Annotated in this window: 12 protein-coding genes; 7 read left to right on the top strand and 5 right to left on the bottom strand. The window is 58.0% G+C overall.

Going from position 1 to position 16,772, the window contains the following annotated elements; all coding sequences use genetic code 11:
• The first annotated feature begins 39 nt into the window (after positions 1-39).
• The 3 genes from GC087_RS12435 to GC087_RS12445 are packed head-to-tail and all read left to right on the top strand — an operon-like array spanning position 40 to position 6,721.
• On the top strand, positions 40-1,383 hold the full coding sequence (locus GC087_RS12435; protein ID WP_162285677.1) for an SrfA family protein: 1,344 nt from the start codon (positions 40-42) through the stop codon (positions 1,381-1,383).
• Positions 1,384-1,385: 2 nt separating this feature from the next.
• Positions 1,386-4,349, top strand: coding sequence for a virulence factor SrfB (locus GC087_RS12440; protein WP_039340438.1), 2,964 nt, complete (start codon positions 1,386-1,388; stop codon positions 4,347-4,349).
• Positions 4,346-6,721 (top strand): virulence factor SrfC family protein, encoded by a 2,376-nt coding sequence (locus tag GC087_RS12445; RefSeq protein ID WP_324028452.1) that lies wholly within the window; start codon positions 4,346-4,348, stop codon positions 6,719-6,721. The genes GC087_RS12440 and GC087_RS12445 overlap by 4 nt, the downstream gene beginning before the upstream one ends.
• Here the strand turns inward: GC087_RS12445 and GC087_RS12450 are convergent.
• The 3 genes from GC087_RS12450 to GC087_RS12460 all read right to left on the bottom strand — a co-directional run bounded on the left by GC087_RS12450 (position 6,718) and on the right by GC087_RS12460 (position 7,859).
• The gene (locus GC087_RS12450; protein ID WP_033741324.1) at positions 6,718-6,981 is read right to left on the bottom strand and encodes a barstar family protein; all 264 of its coding nucleotides are present in this window, start codon (positions 6,979-6,981) and stop codon (positions 6,718-6,720) included. The two genes, GC087_RS12445 and GC087_RS12450, sit on opposite strands and share 4 nt — an antisense overlap.
• A 2-nt stretch (positions 6,982-6,983) precedes the next feature.
• Entirely contained in the window at positions 6,984-7,421 is a 438-nt protein-coding gene (locus tag GC087_RS12455) for a ribonuclease domain-containing protein (RefSeq protein WP_006119088.1), read from the bottom strand.
• Between the two features lie 90 nt (positions 7,422-7,511).
• The gene (locus tag GC087_RS12460; RefSeq protein WP_006119087.1) at positions 7,512-7,859 is read right to left on the bottom strand and encodes a helix-turn-helix domain-containing protein; all 348 of its coding nucleotides are present in this window, start codon (positions 7,857-7,859) and stop codon (positions 7,512-7,514) included.
• Between the two features lie 359 nt (positions 7,860-8,218).
• Between GC087_RS12460 and GC087_RS12465 the strand changes: the two genes are divergently transcribed.
• Both GC087_RS12465 and oqxB read left to right on the top strand, forming a co-directional pair.
• On the top strand, positions 8,219-9,331 hold the full coding sequence (locus GC087_RS12465) for an efflux RND transporter periplasmic adaptor subunit (RefSeq protein WP_394564877.1): 1,113 nt from the start codon (positions 8,219-8,221) through the stop codon (positions 9,329-9,331).
• A gap of 12 nt (positions 9,332-9,343) precedes the next feature.
• Positions 9,344-12,499, top strand: coding sequence for a multidrug efflux RND transporter permease subunit OqxB (gene oqxB, locus GC087_RS12470; protein ID WP_054633833.1), 3,156 nt, complete (start codon positions 9,344-9,346; stop codon positions 12,497-12,499).
• Between the two features lie 261 nt (positions 12,500-12,760).
• On the opposite strand, the gene GC087_RS12475 is transcribed toward oqxB, so the two are convergent.
• Both GC087_RS12475 and GC087_RS12480 read right to left on the bottom strand, forming a co-directional pair.
• Positions 12,761-13,255, bottom strand: a complete 495-nt coding sequence (locus GC087_RS12475; protein ID WP_006119082.1) for an RrF2 family transcriptional regulator — start codon at positions 13,253-13,255, stop codon at positions 12,761-12,763.
• 187 nt (positions 13,256-13,442) lie between these two features.
• On the bottom strand, positions 13,443-14,627 hold the full coding sequence (locus tag GC087_RS12480; RefSeq protein WP_324028453.1) for an MFS transporter: 1,185 nt from the start codon (positions 14,625-14,627) through the stop codon (positions 13,443-13,445).
• Positions 14,628-15,130: 503 nt separating this feature from the next.
• On the opposite strand from GC087_RS12480, the gene fetA reads away from it, so the two are divergent.
• Both fetA and fetB read left to right on the top strand, forming a co-directional pair.
• Positions 15,131-15,808: an iron efflux ABC transporter ATP-binding subunit FetA gene (gene fetA / locus GC087_RS12485; RefSeq protein ID WP_044241999.1), complete on the top strand. Its 678-nt coding sequence runs from the start codon at positions 15,131-15,133 to the stop codon at positions 15,806-15,808.
• Entirely contained in the window at positions 15,786-16,556 is a 771-nt protein-coding gene (gene fetB / locus GC087_RS12490) for an iron efflux ABC transporter permease subunit FetB (protein WP_324028454.1), read from the top strand. Before fetA ends, fetB begins: the two co-directional genes overlap by 23 nt.
• Positions 16,557-16,772: the final 216 nt, after the last annotated feature.

Raw genomic sequence — 16,772 nt, forward strand, 5'->3', positions numbered from 1 at the left:
ATCTTCTGCCTCAGACAACGACCGATAAGGGCCTAACAGGTGGCAAAAACTTTTCTGCGCAGCGGCAATCTGGATGCGGTTCTGGCTTTAGGTGAGAACGGCCAGCCGGTATTTACGTCCGCCCTGCAAATCCGTGAGACCCTGCGTTTGCGCCGCCAAAGCGCACTGGCAGACTGCCTGGCGATTCCGCAAACCAATGAACGTGGCGACCGGCTTGACTGGTACGCGCCTTTTTCCGGCAAAGTCAAATCCTGGATGGCCGCGAGCGATTATGAACGCCGTCAGGCGTTGCAACATCTCACCGCCTGCCAGCAGGATCTGCAAGCCATTAGCGCCCGCGCCCGCGAGGCTGCCAATCCGGCGATGCGCCTGTTTGGCGCGCTACTCGGCAAGAGCCTGCAATTCCCCAATCAGCAATATGTTTATCTGGTGAACGGTAAACCTGTCATCACCTTTTGGGGATTTGTGGATGCGCAGGAGCGCAACCGTGATGATGCACTCGCCTGCCTGCGTGAAAGCCTGGAGGAGTCGCTGCCTGCTTCGCTGGTCGAACTGCCACCCGAGCCTGTTGTGCCGCCTGCGCCCGAACCGGTGGTGGTGCCCGAAACCGCCGCGGTGGTACCGCCGGTCGCAGAGGTGCCCGCGCCTGAGCCGGAACCTGTACCAGAGCCTGTGCCCGCTCAGGCCGCGCGTCGTCCGGCTTTCCGTCTGTGGTATCTGATTCCGACGCTGGCCGTTGCCGCAGCGGCCGCGACGGCGGTTATCCTGCATATGCCGCAATCGGAGCCCGTCACGCCGTCCGCCCCGGTCGCCCAAAATACCGCCCCTGTTGCCGCTATCAGGCCGGCAGCCATGGTGCCGGCTGAAAAACTGGCTGACACTTTGCCGCAGAAACCGGCCGCCGTGGTAGCGGGTGCGCAAACCGCCGCCAGCGCTGCGCCTGTGCCTGCAGCGGCACCGTCTGCGACGCTTTCCAACGTGGTTGCGCCTGCGGTGCCCGCGAAACCCGACGATCTGGTGGTGACACCGGATGCCGTACGTGATGGTCAGGTTCAGGTGATTGACGGACGCTGGCGCGTAGAGATCGAAAACATCAAAACGCCAACCGGTAAACCCCCTGTCATGCACTTCCAGTTTAACAATGGCAAGGGCAGCGTACAGATCAACCAGGGGAACACCACCTGTAAGGCCGATGTCACGGCGGCGATGACCAGCGCGGGTAACATGGTGATAGAAAGCCGCTTTACCGCCCGGTGCGCGGACAAATCGCGTTACCGTATGCCGATGTTAGTGTGTCATTCCAGCATTGGCGCCGCCGCCTGCGAAGCGCAATACACCGGGGATCGTGTGTATCCCATTACGATTAAGCGTGAGAGTAAGTAACTATGTTGGCTCCCCTGATCGATGATAAGCAAAAAATTTCTCTGATTGAGAACAGCGGCGTGCAGTTCCTGGATTTTGGTCTGCAACTCTCCGCAACCCAGGCGCGCCGTCAGTTTGTGCGCCAGACCGCAAATGGTCCGTTACTGCGTCTGAATATGGACGGTAACAGCGGTAAATTTTTACTTTACCCGCAGGACGGTGGCGCACCGGAAGTCGTGCGTCCCGAAACCGATATCGCGCTGTCCGACTCCCTGACCTTACTGGAAGCCTGCTGGCTGCCGCTGCCAATGCTGCGTTGCGCCTCAGGTCGTCGCTTTATCGGCGGCCCGGAAAACTGGGCGCGCATGCGGTTAGTGGCGCTGGAAAAACCTGACAGCGCAGGCAACACGCACCGCGTTACGCTGGCGTTTGATACGCGCTGCGTGGCGGAAGAAGATGGCGGCGAACAGTTGGGACTGACGCCATCCGACGCACAGAACGGCGTTACCTTTGCCCTGGCCTGGCACAACTACGAGTTGGGGGAATTTCTTGATCACACCTGGGTAGATGGCTGGCTGCGCGAATCCTTCACTGACCGCGTGTCCGATCGCCGTGAACAGGCCATCAGCCAGGCGCTACGTGAGTTTGAATATCAGGCGCACTACCTCAACCTGCTGGAATTGCTGGGCGAGCAGCTTAACCTCACGGAGATTCACATCCAGGCCGCCACGCTGCAAACGCCAGCCGTCAACGTGGATATCATTCTTGACGTCGGCAACTCGCACACCTGCGGTATTCTGGTTGAAGACCATCCGGAAGAGAGCAACGGCCTGAAGCAGACCTACGAGCTGCAGATGCGCGATCTGTCTCAACCACATCGTGTGTATAACGAGCTGTTCGACAGTCGGCTGGAATTTGCCGAAGCGCGTTTTGGTAAAGCCAACTTTTCGCTGGAAAGCGGCCGTGAGCAGGCCTTTATGTGGCCTTCACTGACCCGCGTCGGACGCGAAGCCAGCCGCCTGGCCTTGCAGCGTGCCGGCCTGGAAGGCAGCACCGGGCTGTCCAGCCCGCGGCGTTACCTGTGGGACGAAGCCCGCTATCAGCCGGGCTGGCGGTTTAATCAGCAGAGCCCACAAGGTGAACCGCAGGCCTGCGCCGCCCCTTTCACCTCACTGATGAATGACGAAGGTCAGCCGCTGTATGCGCTGCCGCTGGATGAACGCCTGCCGGTGTTCTCCGCTCACTACAGCCGCAGTTCACTCATGACGTTTATGCTGTGTGAGCTGCTGGCCCAGGCACTGATGCAAATGAACAGCGCGGCACAGCGTCAGCGCATGCCGCAAAGTCATGCACCGCGCCAGCTGCGTCATGTGATTCTGACGCTTCCGTCCGCCATGCCAAAACCTGAACGTGAAATCTTTCGTCGTCGCATGCAGGAAGCGATTGCGCTGGTGTGGAAAGCTGAAGGCTGGCATCCGGCCGACGAGGAATTTACGGCGGAGACGCAGGCGCAAAGCAGTAAACCCGTGCCGGACGTACAGATGGAGTGGGATGAAGCCACCTGCGGTCAGATGGTGTGGCTGTTTAACGAAACCCAGGTGAACTTTGCCGGCCGCGCAGAAGACTTCTTCAGCAGCATGGCGCGTCCGGATCGTCCGCGTGAAGCCGATGAGCAGCCCGGCAAGAGCCTGCGCATTGCCTCTATCGACATTGGCGGCGGCACCACCGACCTGGCGATTACCCAGTACCGTCTCGATGACGGCCAGGGCAATAACGTCAAAATTACGCCGCGTCTGCTGTTCCGTGAAGGCTTTAAAGTGGCCGGCGACGATATATTACTGGATGTGATTCAGCTGTGGGTTTTGCCGGCCCTGCAACAGAGCCTGCAGAAAGCCGGCCTGACGCTGGCCGAACCGCTGATCAACAAACTGTTTGGCCACGACAGCCGGATGGACGGTCAGGCAACGCTGCGGCAGCAAGCCACGTTGCAGGTGTTTATTCCCTTGGCGCAGGCGGTGCTTGAACGTTACGAGAACTGGGATCCGCTGGAAAGCCATGCCGAAATCAATGCGCTGTTTGGTGAGCTGGTCGATCAGCGTCCGGCAGACGCGGTGCTGGCGTTTGTTAATGGCGAAATCCAGCGTGAATTAGGCGGCAACAGCCGCTTTGACCTGCTTGAGGTGCCGCTGGTGGTCAGCATGGCGCAGCTTCACGGCGAGTTTATGCAGCATCGCATGGCGATCATTCCGGCACTGCGATCTATGTGTGAAGTGGTCTCACTGTATCAGTGTGACGTCCTGCTGCTGACCGGACGGCCCTCACGCTTCCCCGGCATTCAGGCGCTGGTGCGTCATCTGCAACCGCTGCCGGGCAGCCGAATTTTGTCGCTGGAAGGCTATCACACCAGTGACTGGTATCCGTTTAACAAACATGGCCGTATCGATAACCCGAAATCCACGGCCGCCGTGGGCGCGATGTTATGCCTGCTGGCCCTGGATTTGCGCCTGAGCAGCTTCTGGTTCCGCGCCGGCGATTTCGAGCCCTATTCCACGATCCGTTATCTCGGCATGCTGGACGAAAACCAGGCCCTGACCGATGAGAACCTGTGCTACAGCGACATCGACCTGGACGATCCCGCTTTCTCGCTGGATCGCAAAAGCAGCTTCCGGATTCGTGGCAATGTCTGTCTGGGCTTCCGCCAACTGGATAATGAACGCTGGCCCGCGTCGCCGTTGTACAGCCTGACGCTCAATGATGCCGCGCTGGCGCGCAAGGTTGCAGGTGAAAGCGTGCTGCGCGTGAAGCTGGCGGTGAAGGCCGGTCCGGATGCGCCTGGCCCCGAGACGTTGGTGTTAAGCGAAGCCCGACTGGACGATGGTACGCGCGTTCCGCTTGAACATCTGAGCCTCAAACTGAATACTCTCTCCGCCACTGGCAATGCCAATGCGCAATACTGGATTGACAGCGGGAGTGTATGTAAACGATGAGATCGGTTAAACCCCGCCAGCCGCAAACGCTGGCAAAACGCCTGAGTTTATTGCAGGACGCCCTGAATGGCAGCCTGGCATGGATTGAAAACACCCGCGAACAGTCGCCCCGTCTGGCACTGGAAGCCGAAACCCTGACCCTGCAGTTACGTCAGGCCCGTGTGCAAACGCAGGCGCTGGCGCAGCAGGTGGCCCGCCCCGTCACCTTAGCCCTGTTTGGGCAGTCTCAGGCAGGCAAAGCCTGGTTATTAACGGAGATGGTCGCGGATGCCCAGGGACAGTTAATCACCGCGCTAAGCGACAAGCCGGTTAACTATTTTCAGCATATCAACCCGGGTAACCTTGATTTCGCCACGGCGACGCGGTTTACCCATCAGCGCGAGCCGCTGTCGTCGGAGTGGCCGGTAGAGCTGGCCCTGATGAGCGAAGCCGAGGTGCTACGCCTGGCGATTTCGTGTGGCGAAGGCGTCAGCCAGCCCGATACCGCAAACATCGACAGCGTGATACAACGTCTGCAGCGTCACCGCTTAACGACGCCACTGCCTGGCCTGGAGAGCGATGCGCTGGTCACGCTCTGGTCATGGTGCCGCCGCCATCATTTGTATGATGCACAACTGGATCGGCACTTCTGGCCTCAGGCGGTTGAACTGGCCCCGTGGCTGAGCGTTGACGATCGGGTCCAGTTGTTCTCTCTGCTCTGGCCCGCCGAACCGGCCCTGAATGAGCTGGTGCGGAGCTTGCTGCATCTGCGCCACCAACTGCGCAACAGCACACGCGTGCTGGGGCCGCTTAGCCTGTTAACCGATTCGTCTCTGCTGCCTGCCGAACAGCTTATCGTCCCGGCCAGCGAACAGGATCTCTCGCTGCACATTGAGATCTGCCCGTTAAACGGAAACCGCCTGGCCAAGCCGCAACATGTGGCGCTGGGATTACTGGCGCTGCTGACGCTGGAGGTGACGATTCCGCTCAGCTCCACGCCGCGCACCGCGATCTATGACGAAGCGGACATGCTGGAGCTGCCTGCACCCGGTACGCCGAGTGATGCGGCGCTGCGGGAAGAACGCCAGCGCCTGCAGCAGCAGGATGCGCTGCGCGCACGGCTGCTGGAGCACAAACGTACACTGCTCCCCGGCATCTATGCCGCCCGCCAGGGCATCGATTTGCTGCTGATCTGCACCGCCGCCAGCCAGCGTCAGGATGTGGATATCGCCAGCCGCGCCCTGCGCGAATGGCAACGCCTTCAGCCAAAAAACGACGCGGGTGAAAAACCGCGTCTGATTTGGGCGATCACGCCTTATGATGCGCGCCATCAGCAGGTGAATGTGGATGAGGCGGTACAGCGTCAGGTCGGCCAGCCGGGTCAGCAATGGGGTTCCATGCTGGCACTGGATCGCGCCGGTGTGGATCGCATGTCCGAATGGTTACAGGATGAGATGCAGCCAGAGGCCCGCCGCGATCAGCTTATCGCGCAACTGGCGCAGATTCAGCACATGGTCGTTGAACGTCGGCTACAGCCCTGGACCGAAGCCGGTGCGTCGCCCGATCAGGCGGCGCGCAAGCAGAACATCGCGGATACCTTGTTGAAATGCCTGCAACATCGCACCGGTTTGCATGGAGAACTGCTGGAGCGGCTACAGCCTTCCCGCGAAGCCCTGCGTCAGCTGTGGCTGAATCAGTCAGGCTCATCCGTTCCTGCCGCCACCACCAGTATTCAGGCACCGGAGAACCAGTTTGGTATCGGTTTTGAGTTCGACCTGTTCAGCGATGCTGAAATTGAACAGCCCGCGCCTCAGCAGTCCAGCTTTGGCCAAGGCCTGACTCAGTTCCCGCGCCAGGTCTTCAGCCTGTGGCTGAACCATCTGCGCCAGTTGCCGGAAAATCAGAGCCTGCTCACGCTGCTGAATATCGACAAAGCCACGATGGAATGGTTAATAGAAGAACTGATCACCGCCAGTTTCCGCACCGGTATCCTGCAGTCGCTGCAAACCGCCCTGCATGAACCGGACGCGCAGAGCATGTCGCATGAGTCGCGCGCCGATCGTCAGGTGACGCGTGCCATGACGGTGTTGGGGGATTTCGTCGCGTGGCTGGGCTTCCTGCAGCGTCCGGAAACAGAACGTCCGGCCAGCCGGGTTAACCGTGGCCAGTCGATCTTCTCACGTCCGCCTGCGCCGAGTGTGAATTTCAGCGCCGGTCAGCGACTGACAAAACTGTCGGCTACGCCAGCAAACCACACGGCGTACTACATATATGACTGGCTGGTGGGCCTGAACACGGTCATTATCGAAAACAACGGCTATACCGGTGGGGGCGATCTGCCGGTCAGCGCGCGCGAAGCGCTAGCCGACCTGCTCAAACCACTGCGTAACTAAGCGTATATCAGGCGCAGTTCGCCACTCAGCGACTGCGCCGCCTCTTCCAGCAACGCCAGAACCGGAGCCAGATCCGCGTCGTGCCGATCGGCATTCAGCAGATAAATCTCCGCCGGCAGGGCCATGCCACCTGTCAGCCAGTCCCAGAGCGCGTCCAGGTTATTGCCGAAGTCGCCGGAGCAGTCGCTTTGCGCGGCAAACTGCCGGTAAAAGGCATCGCGATCCGCCAGCTCACCGAGATCAAACCGTAGGCGCAACATCGTTACTGCACCGGCTTAAAACTGCGATAGTGGTCAGTGGAAAGAAACACCAGCCCGTCTGACGAATACACGAGGCGATCCGCCTCACGATGGCCACAGCGGTAGTTCACATCCGCCTCATACCACTGCCGATCGGAACGTTCAGGTAGCTTTCTTTCGCGGTTGGAAAAGCGATCGCCGCCAATCGCCCGACCCGGCAGCACGTCACACAGATTGCCCTTCGCAGGATTCCAGCCCAGACGGCGGGCCTGCTTCTTTGTGATGTAGTAATCGGGCAACTGCTGATGCTGTAGCACCCAGCGGGCGACGGTTCGCACATCCGTTAAGGCGGCGATGTCTGCGGCAGAGGTTTTGGCAGGTGCAGACGTCAGATAGGGTCGCAGACCTATCCAGGAGAGGATAAGGATGAGGACTAATCCTAACCACAGTTTTTTTGACATGATGACATCCCCGGAAAACAGGATGCAGATAATAGCAGTTTTCTCAGCGGATAAAACAGCGCGGGCCAGATGACCTGGCCCTGGCGGGGTTTACTGCATTGCAGCCTGCGACGGCACACTGTGACGGCGCCACGCACCCGGAGCAACACCATACTGACGCTTGAAGCTGCGGTTGAACGACTGCTGCGAGTCAAAGCCCAGCGAAATGGCTACGTTCAGGATAGGTTCGTTGGTGCTGGTCAGGCGATCCGCTGATTTTTTTAATTTTTTCATACGGATATATTCACCCAGTGGATAGCCTGTGTGCTCTTTAAACATCCGTTGCAGGTGCCATTTTGAGTAGCCCGCGCGCTCAGAAACCGTATCGAGATCGAGGCGTGCTTCAATATTGTTGTCAATCCAGTTAATCAGATCGTGAATAAAAGCGTTACTCATCATTTGTCTTCTCCGGTCGCGACAGCGAACAGTATTAGTATCAGTTGCAGTTACACTTAAAGCGTGACTGACAATGCCATTTAATGCAAGTTTAATTAATACATTAAATGCCGCACATTTTATGGGGACTTACCTCATGCCCTGTCAGGCTGGATGCTGGCCGATAAATCATCGCTCATCAGACCGCACATAAAGTGTATCAGTTATTCTTGCAGTTCTCAGACACACAAGCCTACACTCCTCGCGATAAATTGCAACCATAGAAGTTGCAAATATTGGCCTGCGGGCTTTACTTCACTGTTCATCGCGGAATCACAACAATGATAAGCAACTGGGTTCGTCAGGGAGTTACCCTGCTGGGGATGGGACTGGTCATCAGTCAGTTAAGTGGATGTGACACGGGTCAGGCGAACAGCGCCCCGCCGCCGCCGCCCGAGGTGAGTGCGGCTGTGGTGGTGACAAAACCGGTCAGTCAGTGGGACAGCTTTAATGGCCGCATAGAAACGGTTGAAAGCGTCCAACTGCGTCCACGGGTTTCAGGCTACATCACCACGGTTAATTACCATGAAGGGGATGAGGTGAAAAAGGGTCAGGTCCTGTTCACCATTGACGACCGTAGCTACCGCACCGCACTGGATCAGGCGAGAGCCTCGCTGGCGCGTGCGCGGAGTCAGGCCAGCCTGACCCGCAGTGAATCGGCGCGCACAGAAAAACTGCTCGGTACTCAGGCGGTATCACGTGAGATGTGGGAGCAGCGACGCGCCAGCGCCAGCCAGGCGCAGGCCGATGTGCAGGCCGCCGAGTCGGCTGTGGCCATGGCCCAACTGAATCTGGATTTTACCCGCGTCACGGCGCCCATTGACGGCCGCGCTAGCCGGGCCATGATCACCGCAGGAAACCTGGTAACCGCCGGGGACAGCGCCAGCGTTCTGACGACGCTGGTCTCGCAAGACAAGATGGTGGTCTATTTCGACATCGATGAAACCACCTTCCTGCACTACCAGGCCATGGCGCGTCAGGGCCAGCAACGTCATGCCCTGCCCGTCGAGATTGCGCTGGCAGGCGAACAGGGTTACCCGCACCGGGGTAACGTCGACTTCCTGGATAACCAACTCAACGCCAGTACCGGCACCATTCGCATGCGTGCGCAGCTGGATAACCATCAGCGTATCTTTACGCCTGGCCTCTTTGCGCGGGTTCGCCTGCCGGGTCGTGCAACCTTCAACGCCCTGTTAATTGACGATAAAGCCGTGCTGACCGACCAGGATCGCAAATATGTTTATATCGTTGATGCTCAGGGGAAAGCGCAGCGCCGCGACATTAAGCCTGGTGCCATGGCTGACGGACTGCGTATCGTCGAGGCCGGTTTGCAGGCGGGCGACCGGGTCATCGTTGCCGGACTGCAAAAAGTGTTTATGCCCGGAATGCCGGTGACGGCCAAAACTGTCGATATGGCCGCTACCGCCGCTCAATAACCCGAGGTTGATATGGATTTTTCCCGCTTTTTTATTGATCGGCCAATCTTTGCCGCCGTGCTGTCGGTATTGATGTTCATGACCGGCCTGATCGCCATACCGTTATTGCCCATCAGTGAGTATCCCGACGTGGTGCCGCCGAGCGTGCAGGTGCGTGCCGAATACCCCGGCGCGAACCCAAAGGTCATTGCCGATTCCGTGGCGACCCCGCTGGAAGAAGCGATTAACGGCGTCGAAAACATGATGTACATGAAGTCCGTCGCCGGTTCGGATGGCGTGCTGGTGACCACCGTCACGTTTCGTCCCGGCACCGATCCGGACCAGGCGCAGGTTCAGGTACAAAACCGTGTCGCTCAGGCGGAAGCGCGACTGCCTGAAGACGTGCGCCGGCTGGGCATTACGACGCAAAAAATGTCGCCTACGCTGACCTTAGTGGTGCATCTGTTTTCGCCGGGCAGTACCTATGATTCTCTTTACCTGCGTAATTACGCCACGCTGAAAGTGAAAGACGAACTGGCCCGCCTGCCAGGCGTCGGGCAGATCCAGATCTTTGGTGCAGGCGAATATGCCATGCGCGTCTGGCTGGATCCCAATAAGGTGGCCGCACGCGGCCTGACCGCCGCCGACGTCGTCAGCGCAATGCAGGAGCAGAACGTGCAGGTTTCTGCCGGGCAGCTTGGTGCGGAACCGCTGAAAAAGCAGAGCGATTTTCTGCTGTCGATCAACATGCAGGGCCGGCTCGAAAATGAGCAGCAGTTCGGCGATATCATTTTAAAAACCGCTGAGGACGGCTCGCTGGTGCGGCTGCGCGATGTGGCACGCATCGAAATGGGTGCGGGCAGCTATGCGTTGCGTTCGCAGCTGAACAATAAAGATGCCGTCGGCATTGGTATTTTTCAGGCCCCCGGGGCCAACGCGATCGATCTTTCCAACGCGGTGCGAGCCAAAATGGATGAGCTGGCCACCCGCTTTCCTGACGATGTGAAATGGGCAGCGCCCTACGATCCCACTGTGTTTGTGCGCGACTCCATCAAGGCCGTGGTCCAGACTCTGCTGGAGGCAGTCTTTCTGGTCGTGCTGGTGGTGATTCTGTTCCTGCAAACCTGGCGGGCCTCGATCATTCCCCTGCTGGCGGTCCCTGTTTCCGTGGTGGGCACGTTCAGCGTGCTTTACCTGCTCGGATTCTCGCTTAACACCCTGAGCCTGTTCGGTCTGGTGCTGGCCATCGGCATCGTGGTGGATGATGCCATCGTGGTGGTGGAAAACGTTGAGCGCAATATTGAAATGGGTCTGTCACCCAAAGCGGCGGCGCATCAGGCCATGCGCGAAGTATCGGGGCCGATTATCGCTATCGCGCTCGTGCTCTGTGCCGTGTTTGTGCCGATGGCGTTTCTGTCGGGCGTCACCGGTCAGTTTTACAAGCAGTTTGCCACCACCATTGCCATTTCGACCGTCATCTCTGCCATCAACTCGCTGACCTTATCGCCTGCGCTGGCAGCAATGTTGCTTAAGGATCACCAGGCCGCCAAAGACAGGCCCACGCGCCTGATCGACTGGCTGTTTGGCTGGATTTTCCGCCCGTTTAACCGTTTCTTTCACCGCACGGCCCATGGCTACGAGTCGATGGTAGCGAAAACCCTGCGGCGGCGCGGCGCGGTGTTTGGCGTGTATCTGGTGTTACTGGCGGGTGCCGGCTGGATGTTCCATGCCGTACCGGGCGGATTTATCCCCACGCAGGATAAGCTTTACCTGATTGGCGGCGTGAAAATGCCGGAAGGATCGTCGCTGGCGCGCACGGATGAGGTCATCCGGCAGATGAGCGAAATCGGTCTGCAAACGGAAGGCGTGGCCTATGCGGTTGCCTTTCCGGGCCTGAATGCGCTGCAGTTTACCAATACGCCGAACAGCGGCACGGTGTTTTTCGGCCTGAAACCTTTCAGTGAACGTAAGCGCACGGCGGCGGAGATTAACGCGGACATCAATGCAAAAATCGCCCGTATTCAGCAGGGGTTTGGCTTCTCCATTATGCCGCCACCGATTCTGGGTCTGGGCCAGGGTTCGGGCTATTCGCTTTACGTGCAGGATCGGGCCGGATTGGGCTATGGCGCACTGCAAACCGCGATTAATACACTCTCCGGCGCGGTAATGCAGACGCCAGGCATGCACTTCCCCATCTCGTCTTATCAGGCCAACGTACCGCAACTGGATGTGCAGGTTGACCGTGATAAGGCCAAGGCACAGGGCGTGGCGCTGACGGATTTGTTCAGTACGCTGCAAACTTATCTGGGGTCATCCTATGTTAACGACTTTAACCGCTTTGGTCGGACCTGGCGGGTGATGGCACAGGCAGATGGCGAATTTCGTGACAGCGTGGAGGACATTGCCAACCTGCGTACCCGCAACGATCGTGGCGAGATGGTGCCCATCGGCAGCATGGTGCATATCACCACCACTTACGGGCCCGATCCGGTTATTCGTTACAACGGCTATCCGGCGGCGGACCTGATCGGTGATGCGGACCCTCGGGTACTGTCCTCCGCCCAGGCGATGCGCCAGCTTGAGGCGATGTCCGGCCAGCTGTTGCCGAATGGCATGAACATCGAATGGACCGACCTCAGCTACCAGCAGGCGACGCAGGGCAATACCGCGCTGATTGTTTTCCCGGTGGCGGTGTTACTGGCCTTCCTGGTGCTGGCCGCGCTGTATGAGAGCTGGACGTTACCGCTGGCGGTGATCCTGATTGTGCCGGTTACCATGCTGTCGGCCCTGCTGGGCGTGTGGTTAACAGGCGGAGACAACAACGTCTTTGTGCAGGTCGGTCTGGTGGTGCTGATGGGCCTGGCCTGTAAGAACGCCATTCTGATTGTGGAGTTTGCGCGCGAACTGGAGATGCAGGGTAAAGGGATTGTCGACGCCGCGCTTGAGGCCTGTCGGTTACGTCTGCGCCCTATCGTGATGACCTCTATCGCCTTTATCGCCGGAACTATTCCGTTGATTCTGGGGGAAGGCGCAGGCGCGGAAGTCCGCGGCGTGACGGGCGTCACGGTGTTCTCCGGTATGTTAGGCGTGACGCTGTTTGGCCTGTTTTTAACGCCGGTGTTTTATGTGGCGCTGCGTAAGCTGGTGACGCGTAACGCCGCTCGCCCGGTTACGGAACACGCGCAGTAATGCGTGTGCCCCGACGATCCTGCGGACGTCGGGGCACTGCCTCTCAACGTCAGTATATACAACGCCTGACCCGTGCCCTGGCGGAGCCGGTTAGCATTTATTTTATTTAAAAGGCGCTGTGCGCGCGCGGACGGGATAACTGAGTACGGGTGTTCGTCAGAGACAGGCAGAGAGGACGTGACGGTGAAACCTGCCGATGATGAATGCAACACCCTCGCACGTGATGGTCGTCAGTTTACATAAGACGTAAAAAAAGCCGCATCAGCGGCTTTTTTTGCAGTCGGTATCCGGTTCCGTCACCTCAGGCTCAGGCACGGCGGTGCAGTTGCTGGTGTCGTGGGTTTTCAGCTCATTTAACGCGTCGGCGACGGTGCGCTTCGCGAGTACCGCCAGTGATGCCTGCTCGGCTTCCTCGGCAATCGATTTAAAATACCAGCACAGGTTGGCGCTGACCAGGCAACGCGGTGCCACATCCGGGCGAGCCGCCCAGAGTTTTTTATCATCTGTCACAGAGACATAAATATCACGCAGCGTGATTTCAGCTGCGGGTCTGCCCAAATGAATGGAACCCGTACGACCCAGCGTGGACACGATAATGCCATCACGGGTTAATGGGACCATTAACTTACGTATAAAGCTCGGGTTTGCTTCAAGCCCGTAAGCGAGAATCGCGCTGGTAGAGCGTTTTCCCATTTGCTCCGCCACCGCCACACTCAGAACCATTTGCAAAGCTGTCGGGAAGCGATAATCAAGCATCTTTGTATCCTGAATTGCGGTGCATTCTTGTTGTTATATAGCCGCCTAAGTGAACCAACAAACAGGGATGAATATAACAAACACTGTCACTTTTTAGAAGCAACCCACCCGCCACAAGGCACATATTCCCCACCCGGAAACCCGCGACCGCACAAGGTGCTTATTTGCCCAGCGGTAGCGGACAGCATTAGCGCACAGATGGCGCTGGCGCTGGAAGCCGCTTTTTCAGTGCCACCACCAGCAGCAGATTTATCACTGCCAGTGTGCACAGTAACCACAGCGTGGCTTTGGGCCCCAACGTCGCAAACACATAGCCCACGCCTAACGGCGTTACCGCCTGCCCCATTAACGCCGGACGCGCCATCCGGCCTGCCAGTACCGCGTACGCTTCAGGTTTTACCATCATCAGCGGCAAAGTGCCGCGCACAATGGCGCGTAAGCCGTTTCCCGCACCGTAAAAGATCATACTTAACAGGGCCAGTTGCGGAAACAGCGCCAGCAACAACAACCCCAGCGCCACCAGCCCCACCGAAAAAAAAGTGGTCCAGATGGGATGGCCCCCTTTAAAGGCCATATCAATGAGACGGGATGCCACCTGGCACGGCCCCAGCAGCGTACTGATTGCCAGCGCCGCCGCCATGCTGTAACCACTGGCCTGCAACAGGGTGATAAGCTGCACCGAAATGGCCGTCATAATCACCGAGGCCAGCGTGAAAATGGCGCACAACAGGTAAAACAAGACTGCGGGCAAATCCGGCGCTGTGCCGGGTGCGCTTTTACGTTTGACGGGTGAGATAAGATGGCCTTTGGGCAAAGCATAAAAATAGGCCGGTAAGACGCTGACCAGCAACAGCGCGGCGATGGCGAAACACGCGCCCCGCCAGTTCAGCCAGTGAATAAGCAGCGCGGTGGCAGGCCAGACCACGCTGGTACAAAAACCGGAAATCAGGGTTATGCCGGTAATGGCGCTGCGTGCCTGCCCACCATAGCGGGTGCCCAGCGTCGCAAACAGCGCATCATACAGCCCCATCGCCATGCCGATGCCGATGATGACCCAGGCCAGTAAAAACACCGGTAAGTGATGGCTGAATCCCATAAGGGTAAGCCCTGCCGCCATCACGATGCCATTGAGTGCCAGCATCAGGCGACCGCCCGTGCGTACAATAAGGTGGCCACAGCGCGGAGCGAGCAACCCAGACACTAAAATGCCCAGCGATAACGCGCCGTAAACCCACTGTTGCGACCATCCGGTTTCTGCTACAACAGGCGCGGCCATGACCGCCATCAGATAAAACGAACCGCCCCAGGAGAGGATCTGAACCAGGCCCAGCGTGACAATTTGCGTGACACCCGGCTTTTTAATCACGTCCATGTTGAGGATCCGTTAGCAAACAAAGTGTTTTTATAACATGTTCAGCTAAAAGGAAAAATGCCGCCGTTGGCTTTACCGCTTTTTTACGCGCCCCAACGGTCCGGTTACCAACGCGCCCCAGCGGGATTTCTTCTCCCTGTGGTGGTAGAGCACACGCAGCTAAGGCGATAAGGACATTCAAAATGTGCTGTTGCCCTGCCGCACAGTTAATCGCCCGGCAGGGTGTGAAAAAATCAGCAACCAAAATGAAAAAGGCGCGTCACGCTCAGGCCTGAGGCGAAGCGGGACGCGCGGCGTGATGTCGTTGCCCGTCTGAACCGGCTTGTGCGTTCCGTTAGCACCGGTGGTGAATTCGGCTATTCTGACTCATGGCTGACAGGACACGGCATAAACAGGAAGATGCCAGGCCGGGCTGGAAAGCCACGCAAGGAGTAAAAGGCTGAATGCACCGCCTTTCAGATATCGACGAACCGGACTTATTAACCCCTATCCAGGAAGCAACGATGGCCCCTTCTCTGCCCCTGCTCGATGCGCAGGATGTCACCTTTTCACACGGCGGCAGACAGCTATTGCAGCCGGTCTCTCTACAGCTGTCGCCGGGCGACGTTGTCGTGCTCACCGGTGCCTCCGGCAGTGGCAAAAGTACCTTCCTGAAGATCCTTGCCTCTCTGTTAACGCCAACGACCGGAGAGATCCGCTTTCAGGGCCGCGATATCGCCACGCTCAGGGCCGAGGAATACCGTCAGCAGGTATCGTACTGTTTTCAGACGCCACAGCTTTTCGGTCAGACGGTTTATGACAACCTTGCCCTGCCCTGGCAACTTCGCCGCCAGACGCCGCCACAGGCAAAACTTAAGGCGGCGCTGGAGAGTGTTAATCTCTCGCCGGATATGCTGAATGCTGCGATTGAGCCCCTCTCTGGCGGCGAAAAGCAGCGCATTGGGCTGCTGCGCCATCTGCAGTTTGTGCCAGCCGTGCTGTTACTTGACGAAGTGACCAGCGCGCTTGATGAAGAAAACAGCCTGACGGTACAGTCGCTGATCAGGCGGCTTGTCGCAGAACACCCGATGGCCGTCGTCTGGATAAGTCACGATGTTAACGACATACAGCAGGCAGAGCATGTGCTTCGCCTCACGTCACCTGACAGGGAGAAGATGAATGCATCAGACAACAATAAGTGACAACTCGCTACTGCTGTCGCTGGTTCTGGTCCTGATTGCGTTGCTTATCAGCCAGAAAGAGAAGCTTGGCATGAGCAAAGATATTTTGTGGAGCGTCAGCCGCGCGATCGTTCAACTGGCCATCGTAGGCTATGTCCTCAAGTCGGTCTTCGATGTGAATAACGGCGGGCTGACCGTGCTGATGGTGCTGTTTATCTGCGTCAATGCGGCGCTTAATGCCCGTAAGCGCAGCCGTAACATTGATAATGCCTTTGTGATTTCGTTCGTTGCGATCGCGAGTGGCACCGCCATTACGCTGACCATTCTGGTCATGAGCGGTGCAATCGCCTTTCTGCCTATGCAGGTCATTCCGGTTTCCGGCATGATTGCCGGCAATGCCATGGTTGCTGTGGGGCTGTGTTACAGCAACCTGAACCAGCGCTTCAGCGACAATGCCCAAAAAATTCAGGAGATGCTGAGCCTTGGCGCGCCAGTCAAACTGGCCTCGCAGCGAATCCTTGCCGAAAGCATTCGCGCCGCGATGATCCCCACCGTTGATGCCGCCAAAACTGTTGGTCTGGTGAGTTTACCCGGCATGATGTCCGGGCTGATCTTTGCGGGTGTTGACCCACTTAAGGCGATTAAGTACCAGATTATGGTTACGTTTATGCTGCTTGGCACAGCCAGTTTATCGACCATCATCGCCGTCTATTTGTCGTATCGTCGTTTTTTCACGGCCCGATCGCAGTTGAAAGTCTTAGCGAAGTGATGTTTCAGGCACCACGTCACGTTACCGATGCGGTGTGTTCTTCATTCATGGGTGGGGTTAACGGTCAGGCACTGACTGAACGAGATCCCCCCTGTTTGTGAGGGAGAAAATGCGCGTTGCCGCTGACATATCATGCCCGCCTGAGGATACCCTGCGCTTACCGCTGTGGTGTTTATGGCAGCCGCAAGGCGGGCCTCTTTCTTGAGAACGTGTTTC

Source organism: Pantoea sp. JZ2, from assembly GCF_035191405.1.
GTDB classification, from domain to species: Bacteria; Pseudomonadota; Gammaproteobacteria; order Enterobacterales; family Enterobacteriaceae; genus Pantoea; species Pantoea stewartii.

What these genes read in the sequence shown, in the direction of transcription:
- GC087_RS12480 (WP_324028453.1), bottom strand. Translation starts at nt 14,627, where the DNA reads ATGGACGTGATTAAAAAGCCGGGTGTCACGCAAATTGTCACGCTGGGC.
- oqxB (WP_054633833.1), top strand. Translation starts at nt 9,344, where the DNA reads ATGGATTTTTCCCGCTTTTTTATTGATCGGCCAATCTTTGCCGCCGTG.
- fetB (WP_324028454.1), top strand. Translation starts at nt 15,786, where the DNA reads ATGCATCAGACAACAATAAGTGACAACTCGCTACTGCTGTCGCTGGTT.
- GC087_RS12460 (WP_006119087.1), bottom strand. Translation starts at nt 7,859, where the DNA reads ATGATGAGTAACGCTTTTATTCACGATCTGATTAACTGGATTGACAAC.
- fetA (WP_044241999.1), top strand. Translation starts at nt 15,131, where the DNA reads ATGGCCCCTTCTCTGCCCCTGCTCGATGCGCAGGATGTCACCTTTTCA.
- GC087_RS12445 (WP_324028452.1), top strand. Translation starts at nt 4,346, where the DNA reads ATGAGATCGGTTAAACCCCGCCAGCCGCAAACGCTGGCAAAACGCCTG.
- GC087_RS12455 (WP_006119088.1), bottom strand. Translation starts at nt 7,421, where the DNA reads ATGTCAAAAAAACTGTGGTTAGGATTAGTCCTCATCCTTATCCTCTCC.
- GC087_RS12475 (WP_006119082.1), bottom strand. Translation starts at nt 13,255, where the DNA reads ATGCTTGATTATCGCTTCCCGACAGCTTTGCAAATGGTTCTGAGTGTG.
- GC087_RS12465 (WP_394564877.1), top strand. Translation starts at nt 8,219, where the DNA reads ATGGGACTGGTCATCAGTCAGTTAAGTGGATGTGACACGGGTCAGGCG.
- GC087_RS12440 (WP_039340438.1), top strand. Translation starts at nt 1,386, where the DNA reads ATGTTGGCTCCCCTGATCGATGATAAGCAAAAAATTTCTCTGATTGAG.
- GC087_RS12450 (WP_033741324.1), bottom strand. Translation starts at nt 6,981, where the DNA reads ATGTTGCGCCTACGGTTTGATCTCGGTGAGCTGGCGGATCGCGATGCC.